A 20669-nucleotide genomic window follows, 5' to 3' on the forward strand; every position below is an offset into this window, starting at 1 on the left:
GTAATAACGACTAATATATATACGCTTTAAATGAGTAATGTTAATCTAATATATATTTAATGTAAATGAAATGTATTTTACTGTGTTTCTGTTTGGATAAAAATATGTGGATTCTGTGGGAAAGTAATAATATGAATAAGCTAATAATAAAATTAGTAGCAATACGTAAAATAGTCAATAATCCAATAAATAAATAATTTAAATGTTTGAAGTAGCTCTTAGTAAATACATTAAATTTTTTACCCAAAAAAGGCGTAATTATTCTCAATCAAATGATTAGATTTTTGGTTTTTTTTGAGGGGGAAATGAGCATTACACGAATTTCTTTTTTGAATTATCAGCTAGTTAACATATAGGAGTGTTCTTAATCAAAAAATGCAAGTCGTATAAAAAACTCGCTTTTTGACTTCAATTTCTTAAGTATAAATACTTGTGTCTAAGTGTTAAATTATTATCAAAACACTCTATTCTTGACTGACTTATTTGTATAATTAATTATAAATCAATGTGTTATAATTTTTTTACTCTTTTTATGTTATTTATTGTAAATATGCGTAACTATAAAAGATGTAATTATTAATTTATCCATTAAATACAATGAGTTATGTATTCTTGGGGTTGGTGTTTTAATATCCAATTCAATTTAAGATTATCATTAAAAGATTTATTTAATGTGATTTCCGCATGGGAGTAAATAATGATAATAAATCAATTAACAAATTCCTTATTTTGATCTGCTTATAAATCAATGTATTAGATTTAATTTGTTTCAATATGTAAAATTTTGGTTATATGGGGTTAAAATAAATAAATAATAAAATGTTACTTATTTGACAAATACTCCTATTCGTAAAAAGACAGTTAGATCTTTTAACTTTAAATTTTGAGATGGCAGAATTTAAATCTCAAATCTCTCGTTTTAAGAGTATTTGCTTGGTTTTAAATTCCATTTCGTCATTTTCAAAAAGTAATATTTTGTATGAAAATGTAAAAAATACACCTAATATCAGTAAATTAATAAAATAGGTTTAATTTATTTTGGGTGGTTTGACTTAAATAAAACCCAAGCGAATAATATATCCAACTTGATACGGTTCCTTTATCTAATTTCATAATTAAATATGAAGTTGGCTAGGTGAAGTTTATCAAAATATAGAAACTCTATTTAGTGTGTCATTCATTTAAGCAATTTGCTTATATTGAATTTTATTATTTTAAATATCTTCGTTCTTATATTTTCAGGAAACATAAAGATGAAATTAAATAAATTAGGTTTAGTTTTAGGTTTAGGCTTAACTGTTGCTGCTGGTTCTGCATTCGCGGCTGATCAAGGTCATGGTACTGTAGAATTTTGGGGTTCAATCATCGATGCTCCATGTTCAATTGATCCTAACTCAGGTGACCAACGTGTTCCACTAGGACAAGTTTCAGCAAATGCACTGAAAGATGGCGGCCGTAGCGTTTCTAATACTTTCAAAATTAAATTACTGCAATGCTCTACTGAAACTTATAAAACAGTTCAAACTACCTTCACTGGTGCTGGCGCAGATTCTATTCTGCCAGGTTCTTTAGGTATCGAAGGTTTAGCGAAAAATGCAGCTGTTGTTATTACTGATGCAGGTGGTACACAAATTAAATTAGGTGAACCAACAAAAGCTCAAACTATTCGTGACGGTTCAAACGATCTGAACTTTGCTGCTTACTTACAAGGTTCTGCAACAGATGCAGCTGTACCTGGTGACTTTACTGCAATCGCTACTTTTGCATTAACTTACCAATAATAGATGTTCTTTTAAGCCCTGTATAAGGATGTATAGGGCTTTATCTTTAGCTGTATTTTTTATGGTTTATCTTATGGAGTGGAAAACAATGAATCGCAAAATGGTGCCACTATTATTACTTGTTACAACAGGATTATTTGTTAAGCCTGTAATGGCAGTCACCGACATAAAACAAGATGTAAAATCACATCAGCGATTCGGCGTGGTTAGTCTACAAGGTTCTATTTTAGAGCCAACATGTACTATCTCGGCTGGAAGTCGAGAGCAAGTTATCTCTTTAAGTACCGTGTCTATTCCAACCTTAGCTGTTGAAGGCCAAGGACCTATTGAATATTTTTCTATTCGATTAACAGAATGTTCCCTTGTTGACCAAAAAGGTACACAAGCTGAGCGTCCTCGTTTTATTGCTACTTTTGAAGGCCCCGCACAGAACGGATTATTCCAACTTTTCGGCGACGCGAAAGGTGCTTCGTTGGCTATTGCTGACCGTTATGGAAGATTGGCAACACCAGGGAAACCTTTACCTCCCGTGGATATCGATACTAAATCGTTGTCTTTGTTGTATCAAGCAAGGCTTGTTAAAAATAACGACATCCCACGAGCAGGTAATTATCAAGCAACCCTGCGTTTTAAACTCGAATATTATTAAATGGATTGGTTGGATTATTTATGGCTAAATCATTCAAAACTGCTTCAAGAAAAGCAGAAAAAAAGAGTAATCAGCATACAATTCGACCTGTAGCAGCACTGATCTATTTAATTATTGCTGGTATGGCGGGTGCCTCTAATATGGTATTTGCTGCTGGCGATATCGAGTTTAATTCTGATATTCTTGACCTAAAAGATAAACAAAATATTGATTTATCAGATTTTTCTCGTGCCGGCTATATTATGCCCGGCAAGTATGAGTTTATTGTTAAAGTTAACAATAACGAATTACCCGATCTCTATACCATCAATTATATTGTTCCCGAAAATGACCCTAAAGCGAGTGTTCCTTGTATTCCTCGCGAATTGGTCAATCAATTTACGTTGAAGCCTGAGTGGCTTAAAGCGGTAACTTGGAAAGATGGTGATGCCTGTCTTGATGAGTCATCGATACCAGGTATGACAACAAGTACCAACTTAGGTGCAGGTAGCTTTATTGTTACTATTCCTCAAGCTTATGTTGAATATGCTACTGACGATTGGGACCCGCCTTCTCGTTGGGATGAAGGTATTTCTGGGATTATTTTTGATTATAACCTGAATGCCAATGTGACCGATCCAGCTAATGGTAAACAAAGACAACAAGTTACTGGTAGTGGTACTGCCGGTGCTAACTTAGGTGTTTGGCGTTTTCGTGCTGATTGGCAAGCAAACTACCAACACACAACAGGCGTGAATGGTAGTACTGAGAATAATTGGGATTGGAGCCAGTATTATCTTTATAGGGCGATAACTCAGTGGGGGGCTCGCCTTGTTATGGGTGAGACTTACTCTCGTTCTGATGTTTTTGATAATTTCCGTTTTACAGGTATCAGCTTACTGACTGATGACCAGATGTTACCACCAAACTTACGTGGTTATGCTCCTGAAGTAACGGGTGTTGCGAAATCTAATGCTAAAGTAACAATTAGTCAGCAAGGCCGTGTTATTTATGAAACTCAAGTCGCACCAGGTCCATTCCGTATTCAAAACCTTAATGATGCGGTAAGCGGTAAGTTGGATATTCGTGTTGAAGAGCAAGATGGTTCGGTACAAGAATACCAAATGGATACTGCAAGTATCCCTTACTTAACACGTCCCGGTCGAGTGCAATATAAATTATCAGCAGGTAAGCCTTCTGATATGGATCACAAGACAGAAGGGCCAGTTTTTGCAATGGGTGAGTTTTCATGGGGGGTCACAAATGGTTGGTCGCTCTATGGGGGGTCATTAGTTGCGGGAGATTATAATTCTGTTTCTTTAGGTATTGGTCGCGACTTGATGGCGTTAGGGGCAATTTCATTTGATGCAACACACTCTTGGGCAAAAATTCCAAGTGATGATAAACGCTATCATGGTGGCTCTTATCGAGTTAGTTACTCTAAACGTTTTGAGGCTATTAATGGTCAGGTAACTTTCGCAGGTTACCGTTTCTCAGAACGCGACTTTATGAGTATGGATCAATATTTAGATCGTCGTTACCGCGATAACAATCGTGATAATAGTAAAGAACTCTATACCATAACATTAAGTAAGCAGTTTCCAGAATGGGGCGCAAGTGCATATCTTAACTATAGACACGAAACCTATTGGAATAAGCCTAATAACGATTATTACAATTTATCTTTATCTAAGTTTATGGATATTGGTAGTTTTAAAAATATTAATCTTAATTTATCTGCTTATCGCAACAAATTTAACGGAGCAAATGATGATGGTGTTTATCTAAACGTCAGTATGCCTTGGAGTGATAAAGCGACAATTAGTTATAACACTGTGATTAATAAGAATGGTAACTCACATAATGTGAGCTATTTTGACCGCCTCGATGACAATAATAACTATCGCTTAGGTGCAGGTTTAAGTAGCCGTGGTCGTCCTTCTGCTGATGCTTATTATACACGTTATGGTGATACCGCACTGGTAACAGCAAGTGCGAGCCATACTCAAGGTGAAAATACCTCAGCATCACTTTCTCTACAAGGTGGAGCGACGTTAACACCAAAAGGCGGAGCATTCCATCGTACTGCAATGCCAGGAGCTGCGCGTCTATTAGTTGATACTAATGGGGTATCCGGAGTACCAATTAGAAGCTTAGGGGCTGTGAGCCATACTAACTATTTTGGTAAAGCTGTACTTCCAGATATCAATAATTACTATCGGAGTAGTGCAACAATTGATTTAGATAAATTACCTGATGATGTTGATGCGGTGCGTTCAATTCAACAATTAACCCTGACAGAAGGGGCAATAGGCTACCGCGAGTTTGATGTTATTTCAGGGCAAAAAGCGATGGCGATTGTTCGCTTGAAAGACGGTAGCTATCCACCATTTGGCGCAAGCATTACCACAGTAAAAGGACGAGAACTGGGCATCGTGAATGACAGCGGTAATGTTTATTTAAGTGGAATAAACTCTGGTGATATTTTAGATGTACGTTGGAGTGGTAAAACACAATGTACCGTACAAGTACCTAAATTAGATGAAGGTTATTTTATTTCTTCGCTATTATTAACTTGTGGGGACACTCCATCAATCTCTTATTCCGCACAAGAGAGAACCGAATCACCATCTCAGCCACAATTAGTCAAAACTGAAGGTTGAGAAGGGAAAAATTAAACGATTTTATAAACAAAAGAGTAATTAAAGATGATGTTATTAAAGCGCTCATTCATTGTAGCAACCACATTATTGACGGGTATGGTGTTTACTCAACAAGCTATTGCTGCGATTGCATTGGATAGAACTCGTATCATTTTTAATGGAGCTGATAAATCAATTAGCCTTAATGTCAGTAATCAAAATAAAGATCTGCCTTATTTAGCACAAGGTTGGATGGAAGATGTAAATGGACAAAAAGTGGAAAGTCCATTAATCGTTCTGCCTCCTATCCAACGTATTGAACCAGGTGATAAAAGCCAGATAAAAATACAAGGATTACCTGATGTCGCTAAGTTACCTCAAGATAGGGAAAGTGTGTTCTATTTTAACTTACGTGAAATTCCACCACGTAGTGATAAACCAAACGTACTGCAAATTGCATTACAAACACGGATTAAATTGTTTTATCGCCCAGCCGCCATTTATGCGACACAAACTGATTTAACAAATCCATGGCAGGAAAAAATCACCCTAACGAAAAAAGGGGATACCTATCAGGTTAATAATCCAACGCCTTACTTTGTCACCATTGTCGATGGGTTAACTGGGTTAAAAGGTGAAAGCATAACTGGGTTTATGCCTTTAATGGTTGATCCAAAAAGTAGTGCGGATCTTAATTTGAAAGCCTCTGCACTTGGTGCATCGCCCGTATTAAGTTATATCAACGATTACGGTGGACGCCCTCGCTTAAAATTTAGCTGTAGTGGCAATGAGTGCAAGGTTGTAGAAACAGCAATCGGAAATTAATAGGTTTATTTATGGATATGGAACAGCGGTTTAACACAAGCAAAGCAGTGTTGATTTTATTAATGACAACATTTACTGGTGTCCTGAGTTCAGCTGCTGTTGCAAATATACCACCTACAGCGAGAGCGGGTAGCACTATACCTGGGATTGTTTATGTCTACATCTCGGGTAATGTTATCGCTCCACCTCCTTGTGTCATCAATGGAGGAAAAACGATTGAGGTTGATTTTGGTGAAGTCATGAGTACGCGTATTGATGGTGTTAATTACAAGAAGCCTATTACCTATAGTGCTGAATGTAGAAAAATGCCAACAAATACGATGAAAGTCTCTATTTCAGGAAATGGTACAGGGTTTGATTCAAATGCCTTGACCACAAATATTACAGGATTAGGGGTACGTATTCTTTACCAAAATAAATTATTGAGATTGGGGCAAGAAGTGAATTTCACTTATCCTAACTTTCCTCAATTTGAAGCAATTCCTGTTCGTGATTACTCTGCATTATTAACAGGTGGTGATTTTTACGCTACTGCAACACTTCGAGTAGAATATCAGTAAGGAGTCAGTACATGCTTATTAATTTAAAAAAGGTTTGTCTGACAACATTACTTGTAATGTCACCTTTATTTGTCAGTGCGGATGAACCGAATATGAAATTATTTGGAACATTATTAATTCCGCCTCCTTGTGTGATTGATAATAATAACTTAATTGAAGTTTATTTTGGCCATAACGTTGGTATTCATAGAGTTGATGGGATTAATTATACCCAGCCTGTAAATTACACATTAAAGTGCGATCCAAATATAAAAGGCTGGGATCTGGGACTTTCTATTATTGGTCCTAAAAGCCAATTTGATGATGCTGGATTACAAACCAATATTACTGATTTAGCTATTCATATGACTCGAAATGGTGAGCCTTTTATTTTAAATGAGCGCTTTGTTATATCGCCGGACAAACCACCTATTATTCAAGCCGTTCCAGTGAAAAAACCAGGAAGCACATTAGTAGAAGGTCCATTTGAAGTAACAGCAACATTGCTCGCAGAATATCAATAGGAGTGTGAAAATGAAGCTTAAAGCATTACCGCTTCCTGTTATTTGCGGGCTTACGCTCCTAATAGGAATATTTACAACAGCCAATGCAGCACCGAATAATATGCGACTTTATGGCACATTAGTGGATGAGCCTTGTGTGATAAAACCGGGTGATGAAACCATTTCGTTAGAATTTGGTAATGTGCCTGATAAAACGTTTTATATTGGCGCGGGTAGAACAAATAGCCAAAATTTTCAAATTCATTTATCAGAATGTGATCTTTCTATTAATAAAAAGGTGAGAGTGACATTTAGTGGTACTGAAAATCAGGCAATGGTAGGGCAAGGTTTTCTTGCGTTAAGTACAGGAAGTCAAGCTGAAGGTATTGCCATTGGATTAGAAAACTCTGATGGTAGTCCACTGCGAATTAATCAGGAAACAAGCAATATTGCCTTAAATTCGGGAGATTCTATTTTAAGGTTCCGTGCATTTATACAAGCCGAGCCCAATGCTATTGCTAATGAATCAATAAAACGAGGTCGTTTTAGTGCCATAGCTACATTCCACCTGAATTATGATTAATTATTAAGATTGAGGTTAATATGTTTACCCTAAAACGATTATCAGCATTGTGTCTATTTAGTGTGATGATGCTCTTTTCTGTGTCATCAATGGCTTCTATTTTTTCTTATATTACAGAATCTAAAGTTCTTTCTTCTTCTTCTGCAAATTATACTTTTATTATTCAACGTTGGGACCCTGAAACAACGATGACATTGAATCCCTGTTATGGTGGCGCATCTTGTAAAATTACGATTAACCATCGACATAATGCATCAGGGCAAGGTGGGGCAGCAACAAGAACAATTTTAACTGGTGCGCAAAAATATCGCACTATGGCGGAATTGCGTGATGCGGTTATGCGAGTGCAGACTTTTCCTACGTCACCTGCTGTAGCCCACCACTCAGGGGTGCCTAATAGTGAAATTCAAGAGTGTGTTGGTTTATTCTATGAAACCGGAACGACAAAATTATTACTTCCAGGATCAATGTGTGGTATTGCACCTCCTCCAGCTGGGGCTTGTGAGATAATTGATGGTTCTGTCAACCTTAATTATGGCGATATTGATGAAGACAGATTGAGCGACCCAACACAGAATAAACGTTCACAAAGTATTCGGGTGACATGCAATAAAGATTTATACGTTGTTGTTTATGCATCATCTCTCGATGGTCCAAATGTCAGATTACGTCCAGACGGTAGCCTATATGCGGATTTATATCTTAATAATAATCCTGGTGAAAATGGTGAGAAAATTTTTGTACCTGCGGGGAGAGCAACACCAGTAGTCGTTAGCTCTGTATTACGTCCTTATGGTCGAGTTGCTCCTGGTTCATTTTCTGGTGTAGGCACACTAATTTTGGCAATGCCTTAATATAAACGAAGTTGGAAAACGCGATGATGGATTATGATCTTATAAACATCAATGTGAATGAATTAGTTGGCAAAAGAATACAGAAAAAACGCAAAGAGCTTGGTTATACTGGCAGTCATATTGCCGATAAATTGGGAATTAGCCAACAACAGTTCTCACGTTATGAACGCGGGTTAAATAAAATAGACTTGAGTTACCTTGTGACATTAGCTGTCTATTTAAGAACCCCAATTTACTGGTTTTTTGAAGATTGTTTTCACATTGAAGAAGAGATTGAAGATAGACACGCAAATAAGTGTATATATTTTATGGCAGAAACTACGCCAGATATTATCTTCTAATCAACAAATATTTTCTCATTGAGTGGTAGATAAAGAGGGCAAAATATAATTTTGCCCTCTTTTTTTATCTTTAAAATATCAACATCATTATTTTTAAATCTTTAATTTACGATTTCTCTCTTTCTTTGCTCAGATCAGCAATTCTTCATTCTACGTATAGTTGAACGTTCAATATCTACTGCAATATTAGTTGTTCATGTTACAAATAATCTAAAGTTTTAACCTATCCTGACCATTTATTCGTCATTATTTTCCCTTTTATAGTAATTACAACCGTTACTATCAGGTTTATCTGAGTGTTTAATCGTTTCTGACTATTAATTGAAGGCATTTTCAATCAGAAAAGGTTAATAAATAATCATGAAAATGTTAAAAAATGTTACCTTATGCACATTTTTTAATTTTAGATATTATAAATTAATTTTAATGCAAGTGATTTGTAATTGTATGATTAATTTTTAATTGATTGTTTATTATAGTGAAAAATATTTTATTTAACAATTTTGCCCTAGCTTTTATCTTAAATAAGGTATTTATAAATAGGATTAACAGATAGTCATAATAAAAAGGGTTGTGTACTGTGCATTTTCTGTTTTTTTTATAAAAAGGATAAATGATGCAAACAAAAAAACAGGGAGGCAGTCGCTTTCTACGCACGGTGGAATGGCTAGGAAATGCACTACCCCATCCCGTTATTTTATTTATTATTTTAATTGCTATTTTACTTGTCTCTTCGGCAGTTGGTGAATACTTCGGTGTTACGGTACAAGATCCCCGACCAGAAGGCGCAAAAGGACGTGCAGAAGATGGCTATATCCATATTATTAGTTTGTTAGATGCGGATGGTATCCGTCGTATATTGGCAAATATCGTTACAAACTTTACTGGATTTGCACCTTTAGGTACGGTGCTGGTGGCGTTATTAGGTGTCGGTATTGCTGAACGAGCAGGTTTATTATCTGCGGTGATGCGTTTAGTGGTAATGAAAGCACCTCGCAAAATGACCACATTAGCAATTGTGTTTGCTGGTATTATGTCTAATACTGCGGCTGAATTAGGTTATGTGGTACTGATACCGTTATCAGCGATTATCTTCCATTCGTTAGGACGACATCCACTTGCTGGTCTAGCGGCTGCATTTGCAGGGGTTTCAGGCGGTTATTCTGCTAACTTACTCTTAGGAACGATAGATCCGTTATTATCGGGTATTACACAGCAAGCTGCGCGTATTATAGATCCAACCTATATCGTTGGTGCTGAAGCAAACTGGTACTTTATGTTTGTCAGTACATTCCTTATTACTTTCTTAGGTTACTTCATTACGGAAAAAATCGTTGAGCCTCAACTAGGGCCTTATAACGGTAACGAACTTGATGATGAAGAAAATGATTTAAGGAATGCTGCTGAAGTTACGCCACTAGAAAAGAAAGCACTATGGGCTGCAACAGGGACATTTATTGTGATGGGCGTGATTTTGGCGCTAACGGTTGTTCCTGAAAATGGCATATTGAGAAACCAAGAAACAGGGCTTATTGGTAATTCTCCTTTCTTAAAATCTATTGTTGTCTTTATTTTCTTATTCTTTGCAATACCGGGTATTGTCTACGGATGGATTGCTAAGACAATGCGTACAGATAAAGATATCGTTGACGCTATGGCGAATTCGATGAGTACGCTTGGCCTCTATTTAGTGATTATTTTCTTTGCGGCTCAGTTTGTTGCGTTCTTTGGTTGGACAAACATTGGTCAGGTTATTGCTGTTAAGGGTGCTGCGCTACTTAATAGTATTGATATGCCAAGTGGGTTGCTGTTCTTAGGCTTTATCTTAATCTGTGCTTTTATTAATTTAATGATTGGTTCAGCATCGGCACAATGGGCTGTGACAGCACCTATCTTTGTACCAATGCTAATGCTTGCCGGTTATGCACCAGAGACAATCCAAGCGGCATATCGAATAGGCGATTCTGTCACTAATATTATTACACCAATGATGAGTTATTTTGGTTTGATATTAGCAGTCGCAACAAAATATAAGAAAGATACGGGTATTGGTACCATGATCTCTATGATGTTGCCATATTCCGTTATTTTCTTAATTGGTTGGTCATTATTGTTCTACTTATGGGTATTTGTATTCAACTTACCAGTAGGACCTGGCTCACCAACGTATTATTCTCCAACAGCAGGTTAATTCTCTGCGATGACGGAAGCTTATACAGGGACGTATAGGCTTTTTCTATTTTGATATTTTATTATTTTTGTCTGGTTTCTTTTTTATGATTTGCCAATTTTTCTGTTAGTTGTGTGGCATAGTCTGCATGTAAAAATTGGGTATCTAAACCTGCTTGTTGCAATTTTAACTCAAGTAATGTCAAACGCTTTTGCAGTGTTCCATCTTCTATTTCCGCTTCATTTAACGTACTTAGGATTTCTGCTAGAGATAAGGCTTCTTTTCTGTCTTGCATTTCAGGTGGTAAAAAACCGGCATTCTTTAATAAGTGATAGCTTGCTCTAAGTGACTCTGGAACATGGCTATTATCATCAAGGATCAGTGGTTTTCCTTCACCTTTTAGTGATGAAAGTTCCCCTTTTTGTAACGCTTTTTCGATATGGCGTTCAGCCCATTCATCTAAGATAGACACTTTAAACCTCTTTTTTGGTAACTATTGCAATAGAAAAGATCACCTAAAATTAAATTGACTTGCTTAGATTATATAATTTGATATTATATTTTTATATTATATAAATGAATATATTGTTAAGGGATCAAAAATGAGCAAGTACAAAGAAATAGTAACAGACATTGCCAGCAACATGGGGGCGTTGTCTCAAAATATTCCAGAAGTGATGAAAGCGTTTATGAGCACGACAAAAGCGGGTGGTAAAGAAGGCGCTTTAGATGCAAAAACAAAAGAATTGATCGCCATTGCAATTGCTGTCGCGAATCGTTGTGATGGTTGTATTGGATTTCATACAAAAACACTTGTGGAGCTTGGCACAACAGAACAAGAACTTGCTGAAGCATTAGGTGTTGCTATTTATATGGGCGGTGGCCCTTCAGTTATGTATGCATCCAACACCATGGGCGCTTTTAAAGAGTTTAGTAAATAAGATTTTTATCATCATATAATTAAATAAAGTAATCAAAAACCAGAATAAGTTCCTTCTGGTTTTTTTATTTATAGACTTTGTTTATTTTCTGTTTATGTTTAATTTTTATCCTCTATTTTTTAATGTTATCTAGATAATATTTTAATAAAAAGACGCCGGTTATTTAATAAAAGATTAATCTTTCATTATTTTAATTTTCAATGAGAATGCTTCATTGTGCTGATTTGTATGGATAAAATGTTTCTTTGGTATCATTTTGGTTTATTAAAAATAAAGCAGGTTATTAATTAATTATAATTTAATAAATAATAATTGAATCTTTTATAGGATAGGTATTCTAAGTGAATAGTTCGTATAAGATGATATTGTTTTATTTTAACGGGGAATATATGCGTGTTGATTTTGTAGAAAGATATAAATGGTTTCTACTTTTTATTTTTATATTTTTAACTTATTTAATTCCTCTCGAAACGCGACTACTCTGGCAACCAGATGAGATCCGCTATGCTGAAATTAGCCGAGAAATGCTGGTATCAGGTAACTGGTCTGTACCTTACATGCTGGATGTTCGCTATTTTGAAAAACCAGTATTGGGGTATTGGTTAAACAGTATTGCACAATGGTTATTTGGTGGCGGTAATTTTTCTGTTCGTATTGTTGTTGTGACTTCAACCTTATTAACTGGCTTATTCGTTTATCGTGCTGCTATGCTCGTTTGGCATAACCGTGCTTTGGCGTTTAATGCGCTAGTTGTCTTTTTATCTTCGTTTCTTGTGTTAGCAATTGGTACCTACAATATTCTTGATCCAATAGTGACAATGTTTGTCACTATTGCGATGTATTACTTCTTAAGTGGATTATCTGCACAAAATAGAAAGTCAAAAATCGGTGCTTATATTTTAGTCGGTGTTTTCTGTGGATTAGGTTTTTTAACTAAAGGTTTTATTGCTGTTGTATTACCTGCATTAGTTTTTATTGTAACCGCAATTAGCTTATCTCGTTTTAAAGAAGTCCTTTGTTATGCGCCAATAGCGCTTATTTCTATGCTTGTTATTGCAGGCCCTTGGGTGATTTCCGTTGCACTTCAAGCCCCTGATTATTGGCACTACTTCTTTTGGATTGAACACGTTCAACGCTTTGTTGAAAAGGATTCAGCAAGATCACAACCTATGTGGTTTTATTTACCTATTGTTATTTTGGGTGTTTTACCGTGGTTAGGGTTCTTATTTGGTGCTCTTAAATCGGCTATTTTCTTGAAAAAGGGAACACTTTATTTTTCGTTTTGGCTATTCCTGTTTTTTGCTTTCTTTTCCGCTTCCAGCGGTAAGTTATTAACCTATATGTTACCTTGTTTTGTGCCACTCTCTATCTTGATTGCACATTACATAGAAGAGCTAAAAAATAAACAAAATGAAAAAATTCATAATATTAATGCGATCATAAACACGGTTTTTGGGCTTGTAGGCGTTTCTATTATTGTTTATTCGCTGTTTTCTACACGATTTACGTTATATGAAACAAATGAGCAATATAAAGCGCTGCTGGGTATTGTGGGCTTCTTATTTTGGAGTGTGATGGGAATTGCTTCATTCTTTAAACCCACACGTTTACTGACTCTGTTTTGCTCGATAGGATTAAGTCTAGCAATTGGGTATGCCATTCCTCATAAAATAGAAAGCAAAAGTACCCCTGAAAAAGCAATTAATCACTATTATAGTGAGCTAGCCGATAAGCCTTATATTTTAACCGATGAAATCGGGATCGGAACGTCCTTAGCGTGGGGATTAAAACGCACTGATATTCGTTTAACAGAGACGAAGGGGGAGCTTGCTTACGGTCTGGCATATCCTGATGTGCAAAATAAATATTATGATCTTAACCAGTTAGTTAACTTAATTGAAGAGAATAACTATCAAGGGCTTGCGATTGTTTTAGTTCGACCTGAGCGAAAAGAAATATTATCAGTTATAAGTCAGTTAAAGGTAAAACCTATTGTAGAAAAACAGGGTGATTTAACATTCGTTTTCTTTAATTAACTGATTTAAAAGTCTATTTCTATTTTTCAAAAGATGGTTATCAAAGAGAAAATAAATTTAGCTTTAGCTTTAAAATGACATAGATTTGATTTTTTGTGTTGTTTTTATGTGATCAAAGCCCAGAAATGGATTTTGTTGAGAAATATATTTTGCTCTTTTTAGTTTTAATGGTAGGTTTAAAATGTGTCCATTAAATCGGAGTTAGCTAAGCACTATATGACAAGTCACTTTACTTTATCAGAACCCCCGCCCAAACAAAATGTACTTATGAATGGGGGTAATTTATGCTGATTTTCTTAGCTGAATGTTTTATCGGTCTAGCATCAATTGCTCTTACTCACCGTGTATTAACGTTGTACGGTACTAAAAAGAAGTGATGATACCCGCTAGCTAAAATAAGTAATCAACAGTTGCTTATAATTAAAAGTCCTATATCTATCCATGATCTAGGACTTTTATAATTACATTAATATTTCTTATTAAAAATTTAGCTATTCTATTGAAAATAGCCTTCAATCAATTTTATTTTCTCAATATCTAATGTATTAGTATATTGATGTAATAATGTCCAAGCCTGAATATAATCATATTTAGCTTTAATTAAATCTTGTTGAGCACGATATAATAACTCTTCGGCATTAAGAACATCGACCATTGTTCTTTGTCCACCAATATAACTTTTTTGAGTTGCATCTAATTGCAATTTAGCAGAAGAAACAGATTGCTCATAGGCATTCAATTTAATATTACTCGTTGTGCATATTTGGTATTGATGACGTAGTTCTTGTCTAATTTGCTGGATAATTGCATCTCTTTCAAAAGCACTCATTTGATATAGTGCAGTAGATTGGCGCATTGAAGCTGTTGTTTTTCCACCATTAAATAGAGGTAAACTGACATAAAAACCAACGTTCGCTGATTGATATTTCTGATTTACGGTATTATTGCTATCGGAATCGCTATTAGAATAAGAAGCATAGAGTTGCACTGTTGGGAAAAATTCACCTCTATTTTTTTCTACTTCTTGTTTTGCTATTGCCATTTCATAACGAGCCGTTTGAATATTGAGATTGCTTTGCATAGCTTCGTTTTCCCATGACTCGTAATTATTGGGTGTGATAGGTTGTAATATAAAACGATTATTGCTTAATTTTGCTATATGTTCTGTATAAGGTAGTGATGTACCAATCATTGAACTTAATTTATTTTTAGCATTATCTAACTCAAGCTGAATATCTGTATATTGAGATTGAGTTAAATATAATCGTGTTTGGATCTCTGAGATATCTGTTTTTGTTCCTTCGCCTAACTCGAATAAACGCTGACTTGATATTAGCTGTTTTTTATAAATCTCTTGCTGTGAAAGATTCAATAATAATTTATCTTGTGCGTAAGCCAATTCTATATAATTATCCACTAATCTTATAACAAGCTCGGAAAATTTAACTTGATAACGACTGTCAGATAATAATGTTTTTATTACTGATGATTTGTAATCACTAAAAGCGGTGTAATCAAAGAGTGGTTGGCTAATAATGGCACTGACAGAATGGCTTTGATAATTTTGGTATTCAGTGCGTTCCATTTCTCCTTGATTCGTATTAATAGGATAAACTTTTCGTTGCCAATTTCGTGGGTTGTTTTGATAGTTTACATGTACGCTTGGGAGTAATTGAGATAATCCAATATTTTCATACTCTTTCCCCGCAACCTGTTCTTTAATTGCAGCATTAAAAGTAGGATCATTTTTTACTGCTAAGAAATAGAGATCAGACAAACTGATGGCAAAAGCGTGAAAACTTAGCATCCATATAAATATAATGGCAGAGAGTTTTTTTATTCGCATCATTATTCTTCCGTCAATGAAGTATGGACTCTATCTAAAACAGGTTTAAAGAGATAATTTAGTAATGAGCGATCGCCTGTATTAATGAATACATCAACCGGCATTCCTGCTTTTAATTTATTTTTGTTGTCTGTAAGAAGAGTATTATCTTTAACATTAATAAACACTTGGTAATAAGGTTCTGTTGTTCTTTCATCAATAAGTCTATCCGCTGAAATTAATGTTACCTCTCCAGGAATTTTAGGTGTTGTATTTTGATTGAATGCACTAAACATTAAATCAACAGGAAGACCAAGGGCGACTTTATCAATAAGGTGAGGGGCTAAACGTGCCTCAATAATTAATTGATGATCTTGAGGAACAACTTCCATTAATGTTTGACCTGTTCTTACAACACCACCTTGGGTAAAAACAGATAAATCCATTACTATTCCCGAAATAGGGGCGGTAATTTGCATCTTTTTCAGTTTATCTATTTCGATGATAAGTTGTTTTTCAGTTTCACTCATTTGTAATTGAACTTGATTAAGCTCAGTACGTGCTGATTGGTAAAAATTAGCATTGCGTTGCAATATTTTTTGCTCATATTCCAACTTTTGTTTTTCTAATGTACTTATTTGCCCAAATGTATCATTAAGATGGTTATTATTTTCAGCGAGTTCACGCTCAATTTCTTGATAACGATGGCGAGGAATATAGCCTTCATTTGCAAGTGTGTATAAATCTTTGATTTGATTTTGTAAACTATTAATTTGATGCTGCTTATTTTGTGTGGATCTTTTTAAATGAACTAAACGATTAGAAACTCCATCAATAATAGCGTTATAGCCATTTATTTCACTATGCAATTCTATATACTTTTCATTAAGTAACTTGTTTTGAAGTAGTGATAATTTATTTAAATTCTCTGAAGGAGAATAATATTTTTCATTAGGATCTAAGGTGAACTCTGTTTTTTCATTCAATTGAGCATATAAGCGTTGTTGAGTAATAAGTAAATTATCATATTGTTCTGATAGGGATTTTACTAAAGCTTTTGATTGAATAGGGCTTAATTGAATAAGTGTTTGACCTTCGGTTACATTATCACCATTCTTTACTAAAATATCAGTAATGATACCTTCTACTGAAGCTTGAACACTTTTTTTATTACCTGAAATTGAAACATTTCCTTTCGCTGATACCCCTTTATCTAAGGGGGCAAAGGCTGCCCAAAAAATAAAAATAGTAAGACCTAAAAGAATAACTGACCATCCTATTATTAAGAATTTCCTAGGATCATCTGAAATGCCATGAACGATATCGATTTCATTTTTTTTTGTGATCATAATAGTTTTCTCAATATTAAATATTGCTTTGAGTAATAGGTGTGGTTGCTGGCGTTGGCGTACTCTTTATTGCTGATGAGTTATTTAATTCAGCAATAACGGCTGTTGTAGAGCCAAATAATTTAGTGTGACCATCGAAAAGAACTAAGAGTTTATTGGTCACTGAGAGTAATTGTTTTTGATGCGTAATTAATATAACGGTCTTTTTATTTTGTTTAAGTGTTTGAATTGCCTGTATTAATGCTTTAATGCCCAAATCATCTAAATTAGAATTTGGCTCATCTAAAACAACCAGTGTAGGGTTGCCATACAATGCGCGCGCTAAGGCAATTCGTTGTCGTTGTCCCCCTGATAAACCTTCACCATGAGCACCAATAACGGTTTCATACCCATCAGGAAAACGTAAAATCATCTCGTGAACATTTGCCATCATTGCAGCTTGAGTGACTTTTTGAGGATCTATCTCAGAAAAACGAGCAATATTTTCGGCAATTGTACCGGGGAAAAGGGCGATTTCTTGAGGAAGGTATCCAATATATTGACCAACTTCACTTTTATTCCATTGATATATATCTGCATTATCAAGGCGTATGGCACCAGTTTTAACTTCCCATATGCCAACAATAAATTTAGCTAAAGAGGATTTTCCTGAAGCACTAGGGCCAATAACACCAAGTACATCACCCGGGCTGAGTGAAAAATGAATATTATTTAATAGAGTACGTTCCGTTTGAGGATATTGAGCTTGATTAATATTGACCGTTAATTCACCTTTAGGGGTAGGTAGCGCCATTTTTTTATTTTCTTCAGGATACGCGTTTAGTAGTGTGGTTAGTCTTTTATAAGCTTCTTTACTACTATCCCAGTTTTTCCATACACCAATAACTTGTTCAATCGGGGCTAAAGCACGACCTAATAGTATTGATCCTGCGATCATCATTCCTGGGCTAATTGTATTATCTATTGCTAACCATCCGCCTAATCCTAGCATTAAAGACTGCAGTGCCATTCTAGTGACTTTTGTTATTGCATTGACACCGGCTGCATTATCACTTGCATGAGTTTGTGCTTGTAGGTATTTAAAGTGAGCAATTTGCCATTGGTTTCGTAAATAACCTAGCATTCCCATTGCTTCAATAGGCTGTGGATGTTCAAAATGATGACCTTGTATTACTTGTGCTTGATTAGCAAACTCATTGGCCTTTTTTAATGATGATCGAGATAAATACTCATTAAGAATTGCCAACGAAAATAAAACGAGCGCACCGCATAATGCAAATAATCCTAACCATGGATTAAATAATGCGATAACAAGAAGATAAATAGGGAACCAAGGTAAATCAAAAAAAGCAAAAATAGCATGACTTGTAATAAATTGCCTAATAGTCACTAAATCATTAAATGCTAAAGAGGAATTAATACCGGGAGTTTTATTTAATTTTGCTCGATATGCAGCAGTATAAATTCTTGAGTTTAAGGATAAATCAAGTTTGTTACTCATTCTAATGACAATAATGCTTCTTAAATACTCCAATCCTCCCATAAAAATAAATAATGCTAACATAATGAGCGTTAGCATTAATAAAGTCATTTCATTGCCTGACGGTAAGACTCGATCATAAACTTGCAACATATAAATGGAAGGAACTAACATTAAAATATTTATTAAGGCTGTGAATATTCCAATGGAAAGAAATACTTTCTTTCTCTTTTTTATAATATTTGTTATTTCATTATTGTGTTTACTTGCTGGCATAATGTTATTCCTGATTTTATTCCTATCTGTTTATTGCTATTTACTGCATTTCTTCTATCTATACGGAGCGATAAATCTATCTTTTTTTTAATAAAAAAATATAAAAATAGCTCCGTATAGGTAAAAAGGTAGGAGAAATACTTCTCTCCTACCCAATGACAACTTAAACAATAAAGTCAGTTTCGTAATTAACAAATCCTACAATGTCAATTTTGAAATCAGGGCTATTTCCATAACCATAAGCATTAATAGCAAGTTCACTTGAGTTTGTTGATTGATCATATTTAATGGTTGCTTCACCTGAGCGACCTGTAAAATTATCCACAAAATTAAAGAATTTATGGCTAAAGGTATTTTCGATTAATTCTGATAAATCAATCTTATCAATACCCGATTTGAAGTCCATTATCTTGTCAGCGGCAGAGACTAAAGAGTCAGAGATCTCTTTATAAACAAAGGTATTGCTACCTGTACCACCCCATAATGTATCTTGACCGCCGCCACCATACAGTATGTCGTTACCGCCGCCACCGATGAGAGTATTATCAGCATCATTTCCATAGATAATATCATTACCAGAGCCACCGATTGCATTTTCTATTGTAACGCCTTGTGCAATAGAAACGTTTTTCTGTAGTCCGCCAACATCAGAGAAATGACCCTCACGTAAATCAATAACTTGATCTTGATAATATCCTGAGAAGTCAAAAGTATCGTTACCACCGCTATCCCAAACTGAGAATATTAATTTATCGTTACTGCTTGTTGCAGTGTAATAATCAATACCCGTATTTGAGTTGAAACCATAAACATCATCACCTGTTCTGGTTGTTGTATTTGCACCATAGAGGTATTGCATTGCTGAAATATCATGAAGTAAAGGAGCACCTGCATAAGCACCTTGGAAGTGTGCTCCTGTCTCATATTCTTCCCAATAACTCATAACAGTATATTGGCGACTATCTTCAGCGTAGTCAGATTTTAAATAACCCGGTACATTTTGCCCTGCGTTATAATCTCCAGGGTGCATTAAACCGAGCGCATGACCAATTTCATGGATAATAGTTAAGCGACCATAATTACCTAATTCAGGCGTTGTATTACCTGCATAATAATAATCACTAAACCAAGCTTGGCCTGAAACATCACGTCCATAATAATCATGGGTATTTGGTAATGTTGCATAAGCTTGGAATTTGCCATATGGATCAGTAATGTTTCCAAAAGTAATATCTGATTTTACATTTGGCCCTACTTCTGTAAATTTAATATTTGCGATATCAGACCATGCATCTAAAGATTGTCTTGCATGTTCTTTCTGTGTTGAATTAAATCCATAGGGATTTTTATCACCAAAATCATTAAACTTTTTACCTGCCCAAGTTGGGAATGAATACGTTACTTCTGCGGCTTGACCGATAACATATTTCCCATTCCATGTGGAATCTTCACGTGCGATATGTTTTCCTGCGGTATCATAATCAAAAGAAGGTAGAGTCTTAGCTGAGAAATTATAAAAAATTCCACTCTTATCTAATAAATCAGAAACATTAGATAATCCTACTGCTTTTTTTAATAAAGAAGAACCCATAATATCCTCCGGATATCAAGTTTAGGTTAAGTTTATTTTCATGTTGAAAATAGTTTAATTATCTGGCGAGCGCCAGCGATAATAAAGATAGCCACTTATTGATATTAATCTAGAGGGGGAAAATATGTTTTTAAATAATTGTGAAGTGAAGTGTGTTTTAAGTCAGAATAATTTAATTAAGTTAATAAAAATAAAGTTATCTTTCCTAGTGGGATCTTTTTTTCTGTTATTATTTTATTTTGTTATTTTTGTTGAAAAAGATATAACTTAAATATTATATTCAATTGATCTAAGTTATATCATAA

At 34.9% G+C, this 20669-nt stretch carries 17 protein-coding genes; 12 read left to right on the plus strand and 5 right to left on the minus strand.

Features of this window, described 5'->3' with window-relative positions; translation table 11 throughout:
* The first annotated feature begins 1253 nt into the window (after positions 1–1253).
* The 10 genes from AB4J89_RS13275 to AB4J89_RS13320 all read left to right on the plus strand — a co-directional run bounded on the left by AB4J89_RS13275 (position 1254) and on the right by AB4J89_RS13320 (position 10887).
* Positions 1254–1781, plus strand: coding sequence for a fimbrial protein (locus AB4J89_RS13275; protein ID WP_088493553.1), 528 nt, complete (start codon positions 1254–1256; stop codon positions 1779–1781).
* 88 nt (positions 1782–1869) lie between these two features.
* Complete coding sequence (locus AB4J89_RS13280) at positions 1870–2430, plus strand: fimbrial protein (protein ID WP_088493552.1); 561 nt, start codon at positions 1870–1872, stop codon at positions 2428–2430.
* 20 nt (positions 2431–2450) lie between these two features.
* On the plus strand, positions 2451–5072 hold the full coding sequence (locus tag AB4J89_RS13285; RefSeq protein ID WP_088493551.1) for an outer membrane usher protein: 2622 nt from the start codon (positions 2451–2453) through the stop codon (positions 5070–5072).
* 45 nt (positions 5073–5117) lie between these two features.
* Complete coding sequence (locus AB4J89_RS13290) at positions 5118–5876, plus strand: fimbria/pilus periplasmic chaperone (protein ID WP_088493550.1); 759 nt, start codon at positions 5118–5120, stop codon at positions 5874–5876.
* Positions 5877–5887: 11 nt separating this feature from the next.
* Complete coding sequence (locus AB4J89_RS13295; RefSeq protein ID WP_088493549.1) at positions 5888–6436, plus strand: fimbrial protein; 549 nt, start codon at positions 5888–5890, stop codon at positions 6434–6436.
* Positions 6437–6447: 11 nt separating this feature from the next.
* Entirely contained in the window at positions 6448–6939 is a 492-nt protein-coding gene (locus AB4J89_RS13300) for a fimbrial protein (protein ID WP_088493548.1), read from the plus strand.
* Positions 6940–6949: 10 nt separating this feature from the next.
* Positions 6950–7501 (plus strand): fimbrial protein, encoded by a 552-nt coding sequence (locus AB4J89_RS13305; protein WP_311755390.1) that lies wholly within the window; start codon positions 6950–6952, stop codon positions 7499–7501.
* 20 nt (positions 7502–7521) lie between these two features.
* On the plus strand, positions 7522–8355 hold the full coding sequence (locus AB4J89_RS13310) for an adhesin (RefSeq protein ID WP_088493546.1): 834 nt from the start codon (positions 7522–7524) through the stop codon (positions 8353–8355).
* 23 nt (positions 8356–8378) lie between these two features.
* On the plus strand, positions 8379–8696 hold the full coding sequence (locus AB4J89_RS13315) for a helix-turn-helix domain-containing protein (protein WP_088493545.1): 318 nt from the start codon (positions 8379–8381) through the stop codon (positions 8694–8696).
* A gap of 616 nt (positions 8697–9312) precedes the next feature.
* Positions 9313–10887 carry an AbgT family transporter gene (locus AB4J89_RS13320; RefSeq protein ID WP_088493544.1) on the plus strand — a complete coding sequence of 525 codons (1575 nt, stop codon included), beginning with the start codon at positions 9313–9315 and terminating at the stop codon, positions 10885–10887.
* Positions 10888–10948: 61 nt separating this feature from the next.
* Here AB4J89_RS13320 and AB4J89_RS13325 read toward each other — a convergent pair whose 3' ends face one another.
* The gene (locus tag AB4J89_RS13325) at positions 10949–11338 is read right to left on the minus strand and encodes a DUF1992 domain-containing protein (protein ID WP_088493543.1); all 390 of its coding nucleotides are present in this window, start codon (positions 11336–11338) and stop codon (positions 10949–10951) included.
* Positions 11339–11468: 130 nt separating this feature from the next.
* On the opposite strand from AB4J89_RS13325, the gene AB4J89_RS13330 reads away from it, so the two are divergent.
* The gene (locus AB4J89_RS13330) at positions 11469–11807 is read left to right on the plus strand and encodes a carboxymuconolactone decarboxylase family protein (RefSeq protein WP_006534886.1); all 339 of its coding nucleotides are present in this window, start codon (positions 11469–11471) and stop codon (positions 11805–11807) included.
* A 389-nt stretch (positions 11808–12196) separates the two neighbouring features.
* Positions 12197–13843, plus strand: coding sequence for a lipid IV(A) 4-amino-4-deoxy-L-arabinosyltransferase (gene arnT / locus AB4J89_RS13335; protein ID WP_088493542.1), 1647 nt, complete (start codon positions 12197–12199; stop codon positions 13841–13843).
* Positions 13844–14339: 496 nt separating this feature from the next.
* Here arnT and AB4J89_RS13340 read toward each other — a convergent pair whose 3' ends face one another.
* The 4 genes from AB4J89_RS13340 to AB4J89_RS13355 all read right to left on the minus strand — a co-directional run bounded on the left by AB4J89_RS13340 (position 14340) and on the right by AB4J89_RS13355 (position 20364).
* Positions 14340–15692 carry a TolC family outer membrane protein gene (locus AB4J89_RS13340; protein ID WP_088493541.1) on the minus strand — a complete coding sequence of 451 codons (1353 nt, stop codon included), beginning with the start codon at positions 15690–15692 and terminating at the stop codon, positions 14340–14342.
* Positions 15692–17017: an HlyD family type I secretion periplasmic adaptor subunit gene (locus tag AB4J89_RS13345; protein WP_368469569.1), complete on the minus strand. Its 1326-nt coding sequence runs from the start codon at positions 17015–17017 to the stop codon at positions 15692–15694. Before AB4J89_RS13345 ends, AB4J89_RS13340 begins: the two co-directional genes overlap by 1 nt.
* Before the next feature lie 16 nt (positions 17018–17033).
* Positions 17034–18773, minus strand: coding sequence for a type I secretion system permease/ATPase (locus tag AB4J89_RS13350; RefSeq protein ID WP_368469571.1), 1740 nt, complete (start codon positions 18771–18773; stop codon positions 17034–17036).
* Between the two features lie 163 nt (positions 18774–18936).
* The gene (locus AB4J89_RS13355; RefSeq protein WP_088493538.1) at positions 18937–20364 is read right to left on the minus strand and encodes a serralysin family metalloprotease; all 1428 of its coding nucleotides are present in this window, start codon (positions 20362–20364) and stop codon (positions 18937–18939) included.
* Positions 20365–20669: the final 305 nt, after the last annotated feature.

This window comes from Proteus sp. STS61-E (assembly GCF_040932335.1).
GTDB classification, from domain to species: Bacteria; Pseudomonadota; Gammaproteobacteria; order Enterobacterales; family Enterobacteriaceae; genus Proteus; species Proteus mirabilis_B.

What these genes read in the sequence shown, in the direction of transcription:
- AB4J89_RS13295 (WP_088493549.1), top strand. Translation starts at nt 5,888, where the DNA reads ATGGATATGGAACAGCGGTTTAACACAAGCAAAGCAGTGTTGATTTTA.
- AB4J89_RS13355 (WP_088493538.1), bottom strand. Translation starts at nt 20,364, where the DNA reads ATGGGTTCTTCTTTATTAAAAAAAGCAGTAGGATTATCTAATGTTTCT.
- AB4J89_RS13285 (WP_088493551.1), top strand. Translation starts at nt 2,451, where the DNA reads ATGGCTAAATCATTCAAAACTGCTTCAAGAAAAGCAGAAAAAAAGAGT.
- AB4J89_RS13340 (WP_088493541.1), bottom strand. Translation starts at nt 15,692, where the DNA reads ATGATGCGAATAAAAAAACTCTCTGCCATTATATTTATATGGATGCTA.
- AB4J89_RS13330 (WP_006534886.1), top strand. Translation starts at nt 11,469, where the DNA reads ATGAGCAAGTACAAAGAAATAGTAACAGACATTGCCAGCAACATGGGG.
- AB4J89_RS13350 (WP_368469571.1), bottom strand. Translation starts at nt 18,773, where the DNA reads ATGCCAGCAAGTAAACACAATAATGAAATAACAAATATTATAAAAAAG.
- AB4J89_RS13290 (WP_088493550.1), top strand. Translation starts at nt 5,118, where the DNA reads ATGATGTTATTAAAGCGCTCATTCATTGTAGCAACCACATTATTGACG.
- AB4J89_RS13345 (WP_368469569.1), bottom strand. Translation starts at nt 17,017, where the DNA reads ATGATCACAAAAAAAAATGAAATCGATATCGTTCATGGCATTTCAGAT.
- arnT (WP_088493542.1), top strand. Translation starts at nt 12,197, where the DNA reads ATGCGTGTTGATTTTGTAGAAAGATATAAATGGTTTCTACTTTTTATT.
- AB4J89_RS13300 (WP_088493548.1), top strand. Translation starts at nt 6,448, where the DNA reads ATGCTTATTAATTTAAAAAAGGTTTGTCTGACAACATTACTTGTAATG.
- AB4J89_RS13305 (WP_311755390.1), top strand. Translation starts at nt 6,950, where the DNA reads ATGAAGCTTAAAGCATTACCGCTTCCTGTTATTTGCGGGCTTACGCTC.
- AB4J89_RS13320 (WP_088493544.1), top strand. Translation starts at nt 9,313, where the DNA reads ATGCAAACAAAAAAACAGGGAGGCAGTCGCTTTCTACGCACGGTGGAA.
- AB4J89_RS13310 (WP_088493546.1), top strand. Translation starts at nt 7,522, where the DNA reads ATGTTTACCCTAAAACGATTATCAGCATTGTGTCTATTTAGTGTGATG.
- AB4J89_RS13315 (WP_088493545.1), top strand. Translation starts at nt 8,379, where the DNA reads ATGATGGATTATGATCTTATAAACATCAATGTGAATGAATTAGTTGGC.
- AB4J89_RS13275 (WP_088493553.1), top strand. Translation starts at nt 1,254, where the DNA reads ATGAAATTAAATAAATTAGGTTTAGTTTTAGGTTTAGGCTTAACTGTT.
- AB4J89_RS13280 (WP_088493552.1), top strand. Translation starts at nt 1,870, where the DNA reads ATGAATCGCAAAATGGTGCCACTATTATTACTTGTTACAACAGGATTA.